Below are 16,628 nucleotides of genomic sequence, written 5' to 3'. Positions count from 1 at the left end.
AGAAAAAGCACTACGACACCGTAGTACTTTTTCTTTTGAATCTAATTGTTTATTCATCTGGATCTTCAGATACAGGTTTCTTCCAAAGACTCATAATTACACCAGCTAAAATTGAACCGATAATAACTGATAAGAAGTAACCCCAAATATTAGTTGCAAGTGGTGATACCCAGAATCCACCGTGAGGAGCAGGAACTCCAACATGCCAAATTCCTACTAAAGCACCAGCAATACCTGAACCAATCATACATGATGGAATAACACGACCTGGGTCTGCTACAGCAAATGGAATTGCACCTTCAGTAATGAATGAAAATCCTAGTACCCAGTTTGAAACTCCTGCACGACGTTCTTCCTTAGTGTATTTATTCTTAAAGAAAGTAGTACCAATCGCAGTAGCAAATGGTGGAACCATTCCTCCAACCATAACAGCAGCCATTAAGATAGCAGCAGTAACTGATTTTGGATCGTTAGCAAATGCACCGGAAGCAAATACGTAAGCAGCCTTGTTGAAAGGACCACCCATATCAATAGCCATCATGGCTGCAAGAACAGTAGTCAAAATAGCTAAGTTAGCAGTACCCATACTGTTTAAGAAGTGAGTAATAGCTAAGTTAATTCCTGAGAAAATTGGGTTTACAATGTAGTACATTAACAAAGCAATAATCAATAATCCCAAGATTGGATATAGAAGCATTGGCTTCATACCTTCAACAGATTTTGGTAACTTAGCAAAGATCTTCTTAAGCAAGACCATAATGTAACCTGCTAAGAAACCTGCAGCAAGTCCACCTAAGAATCCTGATGGTGAAGCAGTTTTAGCACCCATTACACTGGCTGTGTAAGTGCCACCATATGCGCCACCATAAACTGTAGCCATAAAACCACCAACAAAACCTGGCATTAAGGCTGGTAAATCACCAATTGATTCAGCGATATAAGCAGCTAGTACTGGTACCATGAAAGCAAAGGCCATATTACCTGCATTGTTTAAGAAAATAAATGCTGGATTGTTTGCTCCACCAGCAAAGTAGTTTTCCACAATGAAGGAAATAGCCATTAAGATACCACCACCAATGATGAATGGCAACATGTGGCTAATACCACTCATTAAGTGTTTGTAGATGGTTGCCCAAACACCTTGTTTTTCTTTACCACTATCATCAGAACTTGAAGCACTGCTATCAGCATGATAAATTGGAGCTTTATTTTCCAAAATATCTTCAATCAATTCTTTAGGGTGGTTAATCCCATCAACAACTGGCTTAATTACAACTTCTTTACCGTTGAAACGTGGCATATCAACCTTTTTATCAGAAGCAATGATAACACCCTTAGCTTCTTTAATTTCTTCTGGGGTTAATTTATCCTTAACACCTTCAGAACCATTTGTTTCAATGCGAACGTCCACACCCATCTTTTTACCGGCTTTAATTAAAGCTTCTTGGGCCATATAGGTGTGAGCAATACCGTTGATACATGCAGTAACTCCAACGATTAAAGGTTTCTTTTTATCATCTGGAGTTGAGTCTTTCTTTGATGCTGCGGCTTTTCTTGCTTCAGCATCAGCTTTATCTTGGGCATCTTTTTCTGCTTCAGCTAACTTAAAGATATCAATAACTTCTTCAGGTGATTTAGCTGCCTTTAAAGCATTAACAACATCGGGATTGATTAACAAACTTGATAATTTTGCTAAAGCTTGTAAGTGAGTATTATCAGCACCAGCTGGAGCTGTAATCATAAAGAATAAGTGAACTGGTTGACCATCTAAAGCATTATAGTCAATTCCCTTAGGACTTTTTGCAAAAAGCACTGCGGCACGATTAATATATTTATTACGTGCGTGTGGCATTGCAATTCCTTCACCAATCCCAGTGGTTGATTCATTTTCACGAGCCCAAATTGATTTAATGAATTCATCTTCATTATTTACAACCCCTTGCGCTACTTCTAAGTCAGCCATTTCTTTAATAGCTTCCTTTTGAGTAGTTGCTTTAAGGTCCATAATCATTAAATCAGGACTTAAAAGATCCTCAATTTTCATATCATTTCCCTTTCTTAAAAATTACTCTACTTCTTCAACTTTAATGTCAGGTAAAGTTGCTTCGATTTGACTTCTAACTGCAATATCTTCAGTAAAGGCAGTAGCTCCTCCACAAGCCATTCCCATTCTAAAGGCTTCAACAGGATTCTTAGTCTTATAATAAGTACCCACAAATCCTGCAATCATTGAATCACCTGCACCAACTGAGTTTACTGCAGTACCAATTGCAGGAGTTCCATGATAAACATGGTCCTTAGTTACTAAGTAACCACCATCGCCCGCCATTGAAATCATGACATTTTGGGCACCCATCTTGAGCAACTTTTTAGCAGCTTCAAGCATTTCTTCATTATTTGAAAAAGTAGTATGGAACAAATCAGCTAATTCATGATGATTTGGCTTAATAACTAAAGGTTTGTATTCCAAAGTATCAAGTAAAGCTTCTCCAGTAGTATCAATTGCAAATTGGGCACCAGCTTCTTTAATAGTTGGTAATAATTGCTTATAAAAATCAGTTGGTAAACTTGGTCCTAAACTACCACTTAAAACTACAATATCGCCCTCTTGCAAATCATCTAAGCGAGCTTTAAAAGCAGTAATTTCTTGCGCATCAATCTTAGGACCAGCCGCATTAATTTCTGTTTCTTTTTGAGCATGAATCTTAACGTTAACACGGGTATCATCACTGATAGTCACAAAATCACTTTCGATTTTTTTGACATTTAATTGGCGAACTAATTCTTTACCAGTAAATCCTCCGACAAAACCCCAAGCTGTATTTTCAACAGAGAGTTGATTAAGAATTTGTGATACATTAATTCCCTTTCCACCTGCTAAAAATTGGCAATCATTAGAACGGTTTACTTCTCCAGCATTTACTTTTTTTAATTGCATTACGTAATCTAGTGCTGGATTAACCGTAACAGTATAAATCATTATTTTGCCTCCTCAAACTTTAACTCCTTTGGTAGAAGAAGTTTTTGCTTACTTGATAATTGATTGGTAATTAAAACTGCATTTTCTGTATTAGATAAACTTGCAAAATTTGAAGTTCCAATCTTACTGTCATCCATTAAGATAAAACTTCTTTTTGCTTGAATAATAGCCGTCTGTTTTATCTCAGCTTCACTTGGATCTGGGGTAGTAAACTTACCTTGTTTATTTAAACCATTGGCTCCAATAAATGCAGTTGAAAAATTCATTGCTTGCATCTGCTTGATGGTAGAACTTCCAATAACCGCATTGGTTTGTTGCTTAATCTCTCCACCTAAAATTTGGGTTGAAATTCCAGCATCAATACATGCTAAGGCTGTATCTACTCCGTTAGTAATTACATGAAGGTCAGGAATATCTTTTAAAAAATTAATCATTTCATAAATAGTTGTTCCTGCATCTAAAAACAAATGCTCTGCTGAACTAATCTTTTTTGCAGCATACGCAGCAAGTCGATGTTTCTTGTCAATATTTAAATTAAATCTTACTTGTTGCTCTACATCACGAGAATAATTTTGCACTGAGCGTGCACCACCATGGACTCTAACAATAAGTCCACGCTTCTCCATCTCAATTAAATCTCGTCTGATGGTTGATTCTGACGAATTTGTCAATTTACATAACTCTGCTACTCGGCAGATGTCTTTATCATTGATGTAAGCAGCAATCGCTTGTTGACGCTTTTCCGTCAGCATCTCTTACCACCTCTATCTAATATGATAACCGCTTACATTATAAAAAGCAATCAAAATTAATCATTTTTATTCAAAATTAATCATTTTAATTCAAAATAATTCATTTTAATTCAAAAAAATAATTTGAGTTAAAGAACTCAAATTATTTTTACTTATACAAATATTTTTTTGTGGCCTCTTTAGGATCCATCCCATTACGGATGTTTTGCGCTAATTCTATAGAAACATCTGCAATAATTGATTGAGGATCAATAACATTATAAGGATGATCTGGTGCCTGCTCTTGAGCTAAAGAAAGTTCAGTACAACCTAACAGTATCACATTACAGTTATATTTATCATGCATTGTCTTTAAAATCTTATGGTAAAGTTTTTTATCAACAATCCCTTTTTCTTTAATATTACTGTAAATGAGCTCATTAACCATAGGCTGGATTTCAGGACCACCTAATTCAACTTTTTTTCCAACTTTTTCTAATTCATCAGCATACAGATGATCATAAATTGATCCTTCAGTAGCAATTAAGCCAATTTTATCTTCTTTAGGATAATTATCTACAAAATTATGAACTGCAATTCTCATCATATGCAAAAAAGGAACGTCAGTTAATGCAGCTAAATCATCATAAAAATAGTGAGCTGTATTGCAGACCATTATAATAAAATCAGGATTTAGCTTCGATTGATTTTCTATATCATCTTTTAAATCATAGAAAAAATTAGGTTTAGTATGATCCATAATATATGCTGTTCTATCTGGAACTTGAGCATCATTTACAAGTAAATAATTTAAATAGTCCTGGTCACGTTCTGCTTTTATCCGATGATTAATCAATCTCACATAGCTCTCAGTAGCAAGGGTCCCCATGCCACCAATTATTGAAAAAAAGTGTTTCATACTTTCTTTTCCTAACTAATTAGTCTTCGCCTTTTTCCAATTCTTTAAGAATACTTTCAGCAACCTTAATATCAGTTGGATATGGCGTATCAATTCCACGAATCTTTTGGAAAGGATCTGCTCCCTTTCCACAAATTAAGACTACATCATCTTTTCCAGCCAATTCTATTGCTTCATGGATAGCCTTTTCACGATCCAGCTCGATCTCAACATCTACTTTATCATGGTCAATGCCTGCATCAATTTCTTCAGCAATACTCAAAGGATCTTCAAACCCTGGATCATCAGTAGTCAAAAATACTTTATCAGCATAAGCTGTTAAACTTTCACTAAAGCCTGGACGCCGTGAAACTCCCTTATCTCCTGGAGCTCCTACCACTACAATAATTCTTGGATTATTAAATTCTTTTCGCATGAAACTCATTAAAGCCATCATTGAAGCTTTATTATGAGCATAATCAACAACAATTGTACCATGCTTCTTACTTGGCAAAGTTTCCATACGCCCTGGAATTGTCACATGGCGAATTCCTTTGGCAGCTTCTTCATAATTCTCTCCAGCTAAGCCGGCACCAATTATTGCTGCCGTTGCATTGATTTCATTAAAGTCACCAATCATTTGCAAAGTATACTCACCAGCAATTGGAAGTTTCTTTGCCTTGTCAGTTACACACTCCAAGTCAAATTTAGTTTCAGCCATATCAGTCTCTACTGACTTAAAGCGAAAATCAATTGGACTCTTTAAATTTTTTGGACTTTCAAAATCACTTCTTGCAAATAAGTAAATACTATCTGGTTGAGTAGTAGTTGTTGCAGCTGCATAAACTTCTTGGAAGTGATCGGTCATCGCATTAATGATACATTTACGAGAATTTACCATTAATTGTAATTTACAATGCAAATAATCATCAAAGTTAGGATGTTCATTTGGTCCAATATGATCAGGAGTAATATTTAAGAAAAATCCTAAATCATAGGTTAATCCAAATACACGGTTCTTTTTATAAGCTTGTGATGAAACTTCCATGACTAGGTGGGTCATTCCATTGTCAACTGCAGTTCTCATATCTCTAAACAGGTCTAAAGACTCAGGAGTGGTTAAGCTAGACTTAAAAGTGTCTTCAGGTTTAGGACCTACAACATCATCTACCGATGAAATTAAGGCAGTACGGCCACCATTAATTTTATCGAGCATCCCCTTCAAAAAGTAAGCAGAAGTAGTTTTTCCTTTGGTTCCAGTGAAGGCCACCACATATAAATCGTCTTGTGGAAATTGGAAAAAGGCTGCAGAAAGAAGTGCCATTGCCTTTGAAACATCACGCACAATCAAGGCATGCATTCCCTTTCCTTCTGGATAAGGTTGCTCAGCTACATAACAGATGGCTCCATTATCTTTAGCCATTGAAAGATAAGTTGGTCTAAAGCCTTGTCCTTTACAGAAAAATAGGGTATTAGTTTTAATATCACGTGAATCATATGAAATATAATCCATTTTTGTAGGAACAGCATCTTGAACAGCGCTTGACTTGAGCAAGTGGTGTTCTTTTAATATTAAAATACATGTGTTTAAAGAAATGCTAGATTCACTCATTTTTTCTCTCCAAAATTAAATCTTTTCAGCTTAAATTATACCACATCATTTTTGAGGAAGGGATTCTGTAATTTTTAAAGGTAAACGAATAATAAAACTTGTCAATTTTTGGTTTGACTGACAAGTTATAGTTCCCCCATGTAACGCTACGATACTTTGTGTACTGGCTAAGCCAAGCCCTGTGCCACCAGTTTTAAGATTACGAGAAGATTCTACACGATAAAATCTTTCAAAAATTTTTTCTTGTTCTTTCTTAGGAATCGGAGTTCCGTTATTCTCTACTCGTAATTCAACTTGATCATTATTTACCTTATTTGCAATTAGAAAAATTTTAGTTGCCCCATGCCCATACTTTAGTGCATTCGAAATTAAGTTATTCAAAACCCGCACGATTTTTTTAGCATCTGCATCAATAGTTAAATCATTGGGCCGACAAGCAATTTCAAAAGTAACTTTATTTTTTTCTGCTTCTAATTCAAATCCTGCAGCCACTTGTTCTAACATTGATTTCACATGGAGGGGTGCAGTAGTTAATTTATTACGATTTGTTGAACGTAGTGTTGTATATTCAAACAAATCTTCAGCCAAAGACTTCATTTGTAAAGCCTTTTGATAGGCAATATCAATATATTTTTTACTTTCTTCTGGAGTTGGATTTCCATCTTTTAACAAACCTAAGTATCCAATAATTGAGGTGAGAGGTGTTCGAATATCATGTGATACATTCGTAATCAAATCATCTTTGGATTTTTCAATTTGTCTTTCTTCTTCTAAAGAAGCAACAGTCGAAGCTACCAATATATTGATTGAATCTACAACGTGTTGTAGCTCTGTTCTTACTGTAAAAGGAATAGGATGATCAAAATGGCCATTAGCAATATAGTGCAATTCTTTAATCACATGACGCAATTGCATTTGATGATAACGGCGAATTAGCCGCCAGTATACTACAGCCATATCAATTATGAGCATTCCACCGACAAACAATCTTTGCCATGACCATAAATGGTAACCACCTGCAAAGGTCACATTTTTTTTGAAGAAAAAAATACCATTTTCTAAGCCTGGATTATTGATTACTATTAAATTGATTAAAATTACCAGTGAAAGATTTAAAAGTAATAATAAAATTACTGTTACAATTCCCTCACCCAATAGTTCGCTTTTTTCGCGACCAGTTAATTTAACCTTTTCTTTTTTCATTATTCTACTTCTACTTTGTAGCCAACACCCCAAACGGTTTGAATAACTTCTTCTCCATTAGTAGCTTTTTGAATTTTATCACGCAAGTGCGAAACGTGAACCATAACCGTCTTAGCTGAGACAACAGATTCTTGTTGCCATACTCGTTCAAAAATTTCTTCAGCACTAAATACTCGGTTGGGATGACTAGCTAACATGTACAAAATTCCAAATTCGAGGGCAGTCAATTGCACAGATTTTCCTTCAATTGTTTTAACTTCATGTGAATCCTTATTAATTACTAAAGGACCTACTTCTAAGATATCAGGTTTGTTATCAACTAGTTTCTTTTCACTGCGGCGTAACAATGAACGAACACGTGCCATTACCTCAAGTGGATTAAATGGCTTAACAACATAATCATCTGCTCCAGTGATTAATCCTTGAATTTTATCCATATCACTTGTTTTAGCAGAAACTACTAAAATTGGAATTTCAGAATCCTTACGTACTTCTTTGATTACTTCAATTCCCGTCATTTGAGGCATCATAATATCTAAAATCATACAACCAATTTCCGGAGTAGTTGATAATTTGGTTAAAGCTTCTTTTCCACTATAAGCAGGAATTGGTTCATATCCCTCATTTTTTAAATAAATACTTAATAATTCAACAATTTCTTTATCATCATCAACAACTAAGATTTTCATGCAGAATTTTCCTTTCTGTATTAAGTTCATTAATTACTATTATTTCTATTGTACATAGTTTATGTGAATTATTTTAGATCAAGCAAATAATTTAAAAATTAGTTAAAAAAAGCGTCGTCAGACGCTTTTTTAATCTAGTTCTTTCTTACCAGTATAGAGTTGGTAATAATAACCCTTTTGTTTGAGAAGTTCTTCATGATTACCACGTTCAATAATATGTCCATGATCTAGTACTAAAATTAAATCTGAATTAACTATTGTAGAAAGACGGTGAGCGATCACAAAACTTGTTCTCCCAGCTAGTAAGTTGTCCATCCCAGCTTGGACCATCTTTTCAGTTCTGGTATCAATACTTGAAGTTGCTTCATCCAAAATCATTACTGGTTCATCAGCAATCATTGCTCGAGCAATACTTAATAATTGCCGTTGCCCTTGAGATAATTCACTTCCATCTCCATCAATTACAGTATTATACCCATCTTCAAGCTCACGAATAAATTCATCAGCATGAGATAAACGTGCTGCTTGATAAACTTCATCATCACTTGCATCAGGTTTACCAAAACGAATATTATCCATAATTGTTCCAGAGAATAAGTGTGTTTCTTGTAAAACAATTGATAATGAGTGACGTAAATCATTTTTTCTAATTGTTTTAATTGGAACACCATCATAGGTAATTTCCCCAGATTGAATATCATAGAAACGGTTTAACATGTTAGAGATAGTAGTTTTACCAGCTCCAGTTTCACCTACCAAAGCAACCTTCATTCCAGGTTTAGCATTGATGTTAATATCGTATAAAATTTGATGACCAGGAACATAAGAAAAATTTACATCCTTAAAAATGATGTGTCCTTTAATTGGAACTTTCTTAATGCTCCCATCTTTTTGAGGTACATCCCAAAACCAAGAATTGGCTACCTTATTACTTTGAGACATAATAACGTCACCATTATCTACTTCTGATGGCTCATCTTCTAACTCAAAAATTCTTCCTGCACCAGCTAGTGCTAAAACAATTGAATTCAATTGTTGTGAAATTTGAGAAATTGGCATTGAGAATGACTTCGATAATTGTAAGAAAGAAGCAATTGCACCTAAAGTTAAGGGTGCCCAACCATTAATTGCAGCTGCTCCTCCTAAAAACGCAATCAAAACATAAAGTAAATTACCCATGTTACCCATAATTGGGAACAAAATGGTTGCATAAGTATTAGCCTTACCAGACGCAATTCTTAATTCATCATTATAATTATCAAATCCTTTTTCTACTTCTTTTTCATGAGAGAAGACTTTAATGACTTTTAACCCATTCAACATTTCTTCATCGTATCCATTAATTTGACCAAGTTTATTCTGTTGTAATTTGAAGTAGTAAGCAGATTTTTTAGTTAAAAATCTTACAATTCCAATTGATAAAGCAAAAACAAATAAAGAAAAGACGGTTAATTGCCAGCTTAAAATAAACATTGCACTAACCACAAAAATCAAACTCAACAAGGAGTTTAAGAATTGCGGAATTGATTGTGAAATCATCTGCATTAAAGTATCAATGTCGTTAGTGTAGCGACTCATAATATCACCATAGTTATTTTGATCAAAATAAGCTACTGGGAGTGATTCCATGTGAGCAAACATTCTTGTTCTCACATCAAATTGTACTTTTTGTGCCAATACAGCCATTAAAACAGTGAAAAGATAGTTAGCTAATGCACCAATTGCAAAGATTCCTCCCATTACTAAAATTGCATTGAGTAATGGCGTAAAATCAGGATTACTTTGCTTAGTTAAAGGTGTGATGTATTCATCAATTAATCTTTCAATAAATAATGATCCATATACTGTTGCTCCTGCACTAAGCACAATACTGACCATTGAAACGATAAACATGCTAGGACTTGTACGCAAAATTAATTTCAAAAGTCTTCCTAATGTCTTAGCGTGTTTTACTTTAGGTTTTCCTTGAACTTCAGTCACTAATTTTCACCTACTTTTTTTCTTGGAATTCTACAATCGAACGATAAAGTTCATTTGTTTTCATTAATTCATCATGGGTTCCAATCGCTTGAATCTTACCATGATCCATTACAATAATTCGATCAGCATCTTTAATTGAAACTATTCTCTGGGAAATAATAATCTTTGTAGTCTGTGGCATATCATTTTTTAATGCTTCCCGAATATCACGTTCTGTCGAAGTATCTACTGCTGAAGTAGAATCATCTAAGATTAAAATTTCTGGATTTTTCAAAAGAGCACGGGCAATAGTTAAACGTTGTTTTTGACCCCCAGAAACATTATTACCACCTTGCTCAATCATTGTATTATAGCCATCTGGCATTTCTTCAATAAAGCCATTGGCATGAGCAATTTTAGCAGCCCTAATTATTTCTGCATCAGTCGCATGTTCGTTACCCCACATCAAATTTTCTTTGATTGTTCCAGTAAACAAGACATTTTGTTGAAGAACAACTGCTACTTTATCTCTTAAAGCCTTTAAATCATAAGCCTTCACATTATGACCTGCAACCCGAACTTCACCTGATGTCGGGTCATATAATCTAGGAATCATTGAAACTAGGGTTGACTTAGATGAACCTGTTCCACCAATAATTCCAATTGTTTCACCAGGTGCAATATGAAGATTAATATCATCTAGAGCATAATGTTTGTCATTTGGACTATACTTAAAACTCACATGATCAAAGATAACATCCCCATTAGTAACATCCATTAATGGCTTCTTAGGATCAGTAATAGCCGGCTTTTCCTTGATAACTGCTGCAATTCTTTTACCACTAGCATCTGAAATAACCAATTGTGTAGTAATCATTGCCAAAATATTCAAACTAAATAAAACTGAATTTGAATATGAAAACATTGATACTAATTGACCTGTTTGTAAGTTTCCACCAATAATTTCTTTAGCCCCAAACCAAGAAATCAACAGCATTGAAAGATCTAAGACCGCAATCATAATTAGTGAGTTTAAAGACATAATTTTTTGTGCAGTTGAAAATAGAGTGTAGATGTTGCCCGAAGCTTCATCGGCTTTTTGAATCTGTGATTCTTCTTGAACGTAAGTTTTAACTTCACGGATTCCCCGCACATTTTCACGCACAACCTGATTTAACTTATCGTATCCTTTAAAAATTTTAGGGAAATATGGATATGCATTTTTAATAATTAAAAATAATGCAAGTACCAAAATTGGTCCTAAAATCACAAAAATAAGTGCTAAATGTGGACTTACTATGAATGACATAATTACTGAAATAATTAGCATTAGTGGTGCACGAACTGCAATACGGATTATCATCTGATAAGCATTTTGAATGTTTGTCACATCTGTTGTTAAACGCGTAACTAAACTTGCACTAGAAAATTTATCAATATTTTCAAAAGAATAATCTTGAATGTGATAAAACATATCTTTTCTTAAATTGGCTGCAAATCCTGCTGCTGCATGCGCTGAAACATAACTAGCGCTAGCTCCCAAAATAAGTGAAATGATAGTCAAAATCAATAAGATTAATCCCCACTTGTTGATATAACCCATATTCCCTTTTAAAATTCCGCGGTCAATTAAAAGACCAACTAAGTAAGGAATTAACATTTCAATTAATACTTCACCAGCAACAAGTACTGGAGAAGTAAGGGACAATTTTTTATATTGCCGAATAGATTTTTTTAGTGTATTGATCACAGGCACTTCTCCTTCCCTTGAATAAAAAAGACGCTAAGCGTCTTTTTTATTATTTATTTTTTGCATTGTTTACTGCACGTTGGCGTAATGGATCAATGACATGATATTTTTGTTTGAAATAGCGTCTTCCAAGAAAGGCTATCACTGCTAAAACAATTTCAACCCATGGATTAATTACCGGATTAATCACTCTCAATGCTGGTAAACTCGTTAAAGTGATCCAAGCAAATATTACAATTAAGACTCCAATTCCTCCTAAAATTAATTTCCAAATAGCTGGACGTTCATCTTTAGGTTGAACCAAAATATTATTGTAGTACGCCATAATGATTCCAAATAATACTGCTACAGAAATAAGGGTTAAAATTCCTAAAGTTTGTCCCCCTTGTAAAGATTTTTGTGGAGTAAATAGTTGAACTAGACCAAACATTCCAAGGAAAAATGTTAAATAAAGTAACACATTATCTACAGCTTGCATCCAGAATTTTTGCTTTATCGGCTTAGCCTTAGGATGAGCTAACTCTTTGGCTTTCTGAATTGGTGATTGATGGTACAAAGTAGCTGCTGGAACTCCCTTGTACTGGGCAATAACGATTTCTGGCAAAATTATATCTATTGTCTCAGTAACTTTTTCACTAGGTAGCCCTTCATTATTATTTAGGGCTTTTTCTAAGCGAAAAATGTAATCTACATTTTTATTACTTAGCTGCTTTCGTAATTGTTCTGGTGATGCCTGTTTTATTTTTTCAATATTTGCCGCACTTTTTTCTCGTTTTTGAAGACGAGCTTGCTGCTTTTGGCTAACTTTGGCATTTGCGTTCTTTTTTTCAACATTTACTGCTTCAGCAGCTTTTTTATCTTCTTGGTTAAGTGAGTTTTTTTCTTTATTCTCGTTTTCTTGACTCATCTAACCCCTCCTAGACATTGAATCTAAATTCGATGATATCGCCATCTTCAACTAAATAATCTTTTCCTTCAAGACGAAGTTTTCCAGCTTCTTTTACTTTTTGCATAGTTTCTAATTCGTCCAAATCATCGAAGGAAACTACTTCTGCACGAATAAATCCACGTTCAAAGTCAGAGTGAATTACTCCAGCAACTTGAGGAGCTTTCATTCCTTCATGGAAGGTCCACGCACGAGTTTCAGTTCCACCAGCTGTAAAGAATGTTCTTAAGCCTAAAAGGTGGTAAGCTGCCTTAATTAAACGATCTAGGCCTGATTCTTCTACACCTTCCATTTCTAAAAATTCTTTTCTTTCTTCATCATCCATAGCTGCAATTTCTTCTTCAGTAGCTGCACTAATTCCTAAAGCTTCAGCGTTTTCACTTTCTGCATGCTTTTTAACAATTTGGAAATATTTGTCAGCTTCTGGATCAGCCATTGACTCTTCTGCAATATTTGCTACATAAATAACTGGTTTAGAAGTTAGAAGGAAGAGACCTTTTACAATCTTTTTCTCGTCATCATTAAAGTCAATTGATCGAGCTGCTTTTCCTTCTTCCAAAACTGGTTTTAATTTTTCTAAAACTGCCATTTCTGCTTTAGCTTCCTTATCACCTTGTTGAGCAATTTTTTGTACCTTACCAATTCGGCGATTTACAGCGTCTAAATCTGCAATAGCTAATTCTAAATTAATTGTATTAATATCTTCTTCTGGATCTACTTTACCACTAACAGAAGTAATATTAGGGTCATCAAATGCTCGCACTACATGAACAATGGCATCAGTCTGGCGAATATTTTCTAAGAATTTGTTTCCTAATCCTTCACCCTTTGAAGCACCTTTAACTAATCCTGCAATATCAGTAAATTCAAAGGTGGTATGAACAACTTTTTTAGCAGGAATTAATTCTTGAATGCGAGCTAATCGTTGATCTGGAACTTCCACCATCCCCACATTTGGTTCAATTGTGGCAAATGGATAATTTGCCATTTCTGCTCCCGCTTTTGTAATTGCGTTAAACAAAGTTGATTTTCCTACGTTTGGTAATCCTACAATACCAGCAGTTAATGCCATTTTATTTTCTCCCTTATTAAAAATTAATCAAAATGTGGAATAACAATATTTTCCTTAGGTACATAATGAGCCAACTTTTTATTAGCTGGATCATTTTCTTTAGCTAATAATTTTTTTACTTTCTTATTAAACTCAGCATGGGGCATCATAATAATTCTGCCACATCCCATACACTTAAGTTTAATGTCAGCACCTAATCGCAATATTTCCCACTTATTTTCCCCACAAGCATGGGGCTTTTTCATTTGTACAATATCTCCTAATTGATACATTTTCAACCTCAATTATTTATCTAGATTTACTCCTAATAAATCTAAAATTCTATTTAACTCTTGCGTAGAATCAAAGTTAATTGACAAATGTCCCTTACCTTTTTTACTTTCAGTAATATTCACTCCCGTACCAAATCTATCTTTGAGCTGGGATTCACTAGCAACAATAAAAGCTGACTTTCTTATAACTTTTTTCTTAGTTAACTTGTTTTTTTCATTAAGCTTATTAACCAGTGCTTCTAATTGTCTAACTGTAATACCTTCACTTACTACTTTTTTAGCTAGTTTATCAATTCCTTCTTTATTTTTTAACCCTAATAAAGTTCTAGCTTGTCCCATGGATAACTGACCATGCTGAAGCATCCGCTTTGTTTTTTGGGGCAAAGTTAGTAAGCGTAAGTAATTAGCAATATAAGGGCGAGACTTTCCCAATCGTTTAGAAACTTCTTCTTGAGTAAGGCCAAGATTTTTTTGCAAGGTATCATAGGCTTGAGCTTCTTCTAATGGAGTTAAATCTTCTCTTTGTAAATTTTCTAAGATTGCCACTTCCATCATTTGTGCTTCATCAAAATCACGAATGATAGCAGGAATTGTTTTTTCTTTAGCTAGTTTAGATGCCCTAAATCTTCTTTCACCAGCTATAATTTCATAGCCATTGAGAGATTTACGCAAAATAATCGGCTGAAAAACTCCATTTTCTTTAATGGATGCTGAAAGTTCTTGCAAACTCTTTTCATCAAAAGTTTTTCGTGGCTGATAAGGATTAGGTCTAATATCAGTTAAAGTAATCTTTTGAACTTCTTCACCTTGGTCATTTTTCACCTTAGGTGCATCTTCAAATAATGCCTCTAATCCGCGCCCTAATCCTCTTTTCTTCAAATCCTTAGAATTCTTTACCATGTGCACTTAATACCTCTTTTGCTAGTTCATCATACACTTTTGCTCCACGTGATCTAGGAGCATATTCTGTAATTGCCTCTCCATAACTTGGAGCTTCAGCAAGCTTTGTAATTCTAGGAATAATGGTCTGATAAACTTTTTCTCCAAAATATGATTGAACTTCTTTCACTACTTCAGCGCCTAAATTTGTTCGTGCATCCAGCATGGTCATTAATACACCTTCAACATCTAGGTTTTTATTAAAGTGCTTTTGAACTAAACGAATTGTATTTAAAAGCTGGCTTAACCCTTCCATAGCATAATATTCACTTTGAACTGGGATAAGAATTGAATCTGAAGCGGTAAAAGCATTGATTGATAATTGTCCTAATGAAGGTGGGCAATCAATAAAAATAAAATCATATTGATCATTTACTTCATCAATTCCTTGTTTTAATCTAGTTTCTCGTGCCATCATTGAGGTCAATTCCATTTCAGCACCTGCTAATTGAATTGTAGCTGGTACAATATCTAAGTTTTCAACTTCAGTATGATGAATAGTCGAAGCAATAGGCACTTCATCAATCAGAACATTATAGACATCTTGATCAACATCAGACTTTTCAATTCCAAGTCCAGATGTTGCATTCCCTTGTGGATCTGTATCTACTACTAAGACCTTATAGCCATGCTTTGCTACACTAGCTCCTAAATTAATTGTAGTAGTGGTTTTCCCCACTCCACCTTTTTGGTTAGCAACAGATATAATTTGAGCCATTAGTCCTCCTGCTTTCTGAGCATTTCAATGGTAAGAGTATATGAATCTTGATTCTTATCTTCTTTATATTTAACTTCCATTCCTGATTGTTTAGCCTTCTCAATTGCTTCTTTAAAAGTATTAATTTGTAACCTAAAGTCTTTAGGTGTACGCATCCGAACAGTTGGTTTTTTAACTTTTTTCTTTTTAACTTCTGGTTTTTCTTCTTCAGCTAAAAAGCCATCAATATCCTTTACTAAACGTTCAGTATCCTTAACATTCAAATGTTGCTCAATAATTATTTGAGCAGCTCTTTCTTGATCCGCTGGTGTTAATTTTAAAAGAGCTCGTCCATGACGTTGCGTTAAAGTCCTATTTACTAATAATTCTTGAATCTTAGGATCTAGTTTTAAAAGTCTTACCTTGTTAGCAATATAAGATTGACTTTTTCCCACTTGCTTAGCCAATTCTGTTTGCGTTAATTCATTTGATTGCATTAATTGAACATAAGCTTGTGCTTCATCAATTGGATTCAAATCTTCTCTTTGAAGATTTTCAATCACAGCTAACGAAGCTACTTTTTCATCATCCATCTCTTCAACAATGGCCGAAATTTTATTCCAGCCTAGCGATTTTGCAGCCCGATAGCGTCGTTCTCCTGCAATAATTTCATACTCGTCATTCTTTTGTGGACGAGAACGTAAAATGATTGGTTGGAGTAAACCTTGTTGTTCCAAAGTTTGTGCCAATTCTCCAATTGATTCCTCACTAAATGTTTTTCTTGGTTGATAAGGATTAGGAACTATTTTACTTAATTCAATTTCTTGAACTTGTTTTTCCTTAGGAACATCATTTTTTCGATTAAAGAATAATCCCATAC

General features: G+C 34.4%; 15 protein-coding genes. All 15 read right to left on the bottom strand.

Annotated elements, in window-relative coordinates:
• Positions 1–49: 49 nt before the first annotated feature.
• The 15 genes from FP435_RS00820 to noc all read right to left on the bottom strand — a co-directional run bounded on the left by FP435_RS00820 (position 50) and on the right by noc (position 16,626).
• Positions 50–2,044, bottom strand: a complete 1,995-nt coding sequence (locus FP435_RS00820) for a PTS fructose transporter subunit IIABC (RefSeq protein WP_265483872.1) — start codon at positions 2,042–2,044, stop codon at positions 50–52.
• A gap of 21 nt (positions 2,045–2,065) precedes the next feature.
• Entirely contained in the window at positions 2,066–2,980 is a 915-nt protein-coding gene (gene pfkB, locus FP435_RS00815) for a 1-phosphofructokinase (RefSeq protein WP_265483871.1), read from the bottom strand.
• Complete coding sequence (locus FP435_RS00810; protein WP_265483870.1) at positions 2,980–3,732, bottom strand: DeoR/GlpR family DNA-binding transcription regulator; 753 nt, start codon at positions 3,730–3,732, stop codon at positions 2,980–2,982. Before FP435_RS00810 ends, pfkB begins: the two co-directional genes overlap by 1 nt.
• Positions 3,733–3,880: 148 nt before the next feature.
• Complete coding sequence (locus FP435_RS00805; RefSeq protein WP_265483869.1) at positions 3,881–4,630, bottom strand: aspartate/glutamate racemase family protein; 750 nt, start codon at positions 4,628–4,630, stop codon at positions 3,881–3,883.
• Positions 4,631–4,649: 19 nt separating this feature from the next.
• Positions 4,650–6,221 (bottom strand): UDP-N-acetylmuramoyl-L-alanyl-D-glutamate--2,6-diaminopimelate ligase, encoded by a 1,572-nt coding sequence (locus FP435_RS00800; RefSeq protein WP_265483868.1) that lies wholly within the window; start codon positions 6,219–6,221, stop codon positions 4,650–4,652.
• A 45-nt stretch (positions 6,222–6,266) separates the two neighbouring features.
• Complete coding sequence (locus FP435_RS00795) at positions 6,267–7,424, bottom strand: sensor histidine kinase (RefSeq protein WP_265483867.1); 1,158 nt, start codon at positions 7,422–7,424, stop codon at positions 6,267–6,269.
• Positions 7,424–8,113: a response regulator transcription factor gene (locus FP435_RS00790; protein ID WP_265483866.1), complete on the bottom strand. Its 690-nt coding sequence runs from the start codon at positions 8,111–8,113 to the stop codon at positions 7,424–7,426. The genes FP435_RS00795 and FP435_RS00790 overlap by 1 nt, the downstream gene beginning before the upstream one ends.
• A 129-nt stretch (positions 8,114–8,242) precedes the next feature.
• Entirely contained in the window at positions 8,243–10,093 is a 1,851-nt protein-coding gene (locus FP435_RS00785; RefSeq protein WP_265483865.1) for an ABC transporter ATP-binding protein, read from the bottom strand.
• 10 nt (positions 10,094–10,103) lie between these two features.
• Positions 10,104–11,822, bottom strand: a complete 1,719-nt coding sequence (locus tag FP435_RS00780; RefSeq protein WP_265483864.1) for an ABC transporter ATP-binding protein — start codon at positions 11,820–11,822, stop codon at positions 10,104–10,106.
• A gap of 49 nt (positions 11,823–11,871) precedes the next feature.
• On the bottom strand, positions 11,872–12,729 hold the full coding sequence (locus tag FP435_RS00775; RefSeq protein WP_265483863.1) for a DUF1129 family protein: 858 nt from the start codon (positions 12,727–12,729) through the stop codon (positions 11,872–11,874).
• Positions 12,730–12,739: 10 nt separating this feature from the next.
• The gene (ychF, locus tag FP435_RS00770) at positions 12,740–13,840 is read right to left on the bottom strand and encodes a redox-regulated ATPase YchF (RefSeq protein WP_265483862.1); all 1,101 of its coding nucleotides are present in this window, start codon (positions 13,838–13,840) and stop codon (positions 12,740–12,742) included.
• Positions 13,841–13,863: 23 nt separating this feature from the next.
• A complete protein-coding gene (locus FP435_RS00765; protein WP_265483861.1) occupies positions 13,864–14,112 on the bottom strand; it encodes a DUF951 domain-containing protein in 249 nt (82 codons plus the stop codon).
• 12 nt (positions 14,113–14,124) lie between these two features.
• Positions 14,125–15,012, bottom strand: a complete 888-nt coding sequence (locus tag FP435_RS00760) for a ParB/RepB/Spo0J family partition protein (RefSeq protein WP_265483860.1) — start codon at positions 15,010–15,012, stop codon at positions 14,125–14,127.
• Positions 14,996–15,769: a ParA family protein gene (locus FP435_RS00755; protein ID WP_265483859.1), complete on the bottom strand. Its 774-nt coding sequence runs from the start codon at positions 15,767–15,769 to the stop codon at positions 14,996–14,998. The genes FP435_RS00760 and FP435_RS00755 overlap by 17 nt, the downstream gene beginning before the upstream one ends.
• On the bottom strand, positions 15,769–16,626 hold the full coding sequence (gene noc / locus FP435_RS00750; RefSeq protein WP_265483857.1) for a nucleoid occlusion protein: 858 nt from the start codon (positions 16,624–16,626) through the stop codon (positions 15,769–15,771). Before noc ends, FP435_RS00755 begins: the two co-directional genes overlap by 1 nt.
• Positions 16,627–16,628: the final 2 nt, after the last annotated feature.

This window comes from Lactobacillus sp. PV037, assembly GCF_014522345.1.
GTDB lineage: Bacteria > Bacillota > Bacilli > Lactobacillales > Lactobacillaceae > Lactobacillus.
Note: the sequence above shows the minus strand (reverse complement) of the source record. Positions and strands in the feature narration are given on the sequence as shown.